This window comes from Streptomyces diversicolor (assembly GCF_057537855.1).
Map to the genome: position 1 here is coordinate 1 of NZ_BAAJXA010000127.1, position 1,323 is coordinate 1,323.

The 1,323-nt window shown below is 64.0% G+C and carries 1 protein-coding gene and 1 pseudogene; both read right to left on the reverse strand.

The features are described 5' to 3' along the window. Positions 1-477, reverse strand: a pseudogene (locus tag AC27LF_RS45445) (hypothetical protein); the annotation flags it as partial. Between the two features lie 529 nt (positions 478-1,006). Further along, on the reverse strand, positions 1,007-1,323 hold a 317-nt coding region (locus AC27LF_RS45450; RefSeq protein WP_479662452.1), incomplete at its 5' end, for a hypothetical protein.

Below are 1,323 nucleotides of genomic sequence, written 5' to 3' on the forward strand. Positions count from 1 at the left end.
CGCCCCGTCGGCGGGAGCAAGCCGTGCGCCGGAGACGAGCACCGAGCCGCGTAGGTGGGCCACTTCCCCAACCTGCTGGCCCTCCTGGTGGACAGAGAACTCGTTCCCGTCACAGAGAAGCACGTTGTTGAGCAGCCGCAGTTTCGCCCACTGCTCAGCGTTGCGGCCTCTGTAGACGGAGGGGTCGGCCTGGGTGCCCGGCTTCTTGAGCTCGATGTATCCGACGAGAGCGCCGCCGACCTCGACTGCGTAGTCCGGGCGGGCTCCCATGTCGACAAGCGGAACCTCGCCGATGAGGGCGACGTCCAGACCGAGGCCTCGGCACACGGACTGGATCATGTTCTCCAACGGCCCCCGCAGCTGGTCCTCCTGCCACCCGCTGCCTCTCAACTTCGGCGTGACCTCGGTACCGAACGCGGAAACAGCGGCGTGGACTGCCTGCTCGAAGCTGTCATGGATTTTGCGTCGGGCACTCATACCGCCCCATCCCCCAAGGCAGGCAGACCCGGCCGACGCAAGTCGGTGCGGCTATCTGCCGCACCTTGCTCCCGTCGGGGCCGGACATCATTCCGGCCCTCGCTGTTCCACGAAAGGTAGGAGAGAAGCGCAGGGAGCAAGGAGGGTGCATGCGAGGGCGCATGGAGGCGCGTATGGGTGCAATAGGCGCCCATGCCGGACTGGACCTGAGGCACTGGGTACGCCAGGACAAGACCTTTGCGAGGTGATGGACACCGTCCAGGGAGGTCGCCTGGTGTTCAGCCCGATTGCCGAGACGAATTGGCAGCGAGGCCGGACTCGCGATACGGATCAGGTCTATGAACTGGCACTTCACCGTCGGAGTGGCGGGACTTGAACCCAGGACTTCTTCATCCCGAAGTAACTTGGGTGGGCGCTCGACCAGGGGCCGGTGCGCCTCTTACCTGCTGCGATGGTCCACAGATGTGTGCAGGTGTCCGCCGCTGTCTGTCGGCGTTATCACGCAGTTAGACACTCAGGGTGCTTGATCTCAGGCCACCGCTGGGCCAGCTCCATGGCGTTCGTAGAGCTGCTTCACTTGCTTGACCCAGAAGCCGAACTTCTCATCTGCCGATGCGCTCATGGGCAGAAGCTGGAGCTCCTTGGCCAACTGATAGAAGCCAGAGCCAGCGTCGTTGGCACCCAGGTAGTTCACCAGGGCCGAGAGCATGAGAGGCGGGTCTGAGGGGGCGATCTCCTGGTCTCGTTCCACGATCAGTCCGAGCAGATGCCCCATCGCGGCCCGCTCGTCAGCACGCTCGAAGTCGAAGGGACAGCAACCTGTTCGCCTGGCCAGAGTCACGTTGA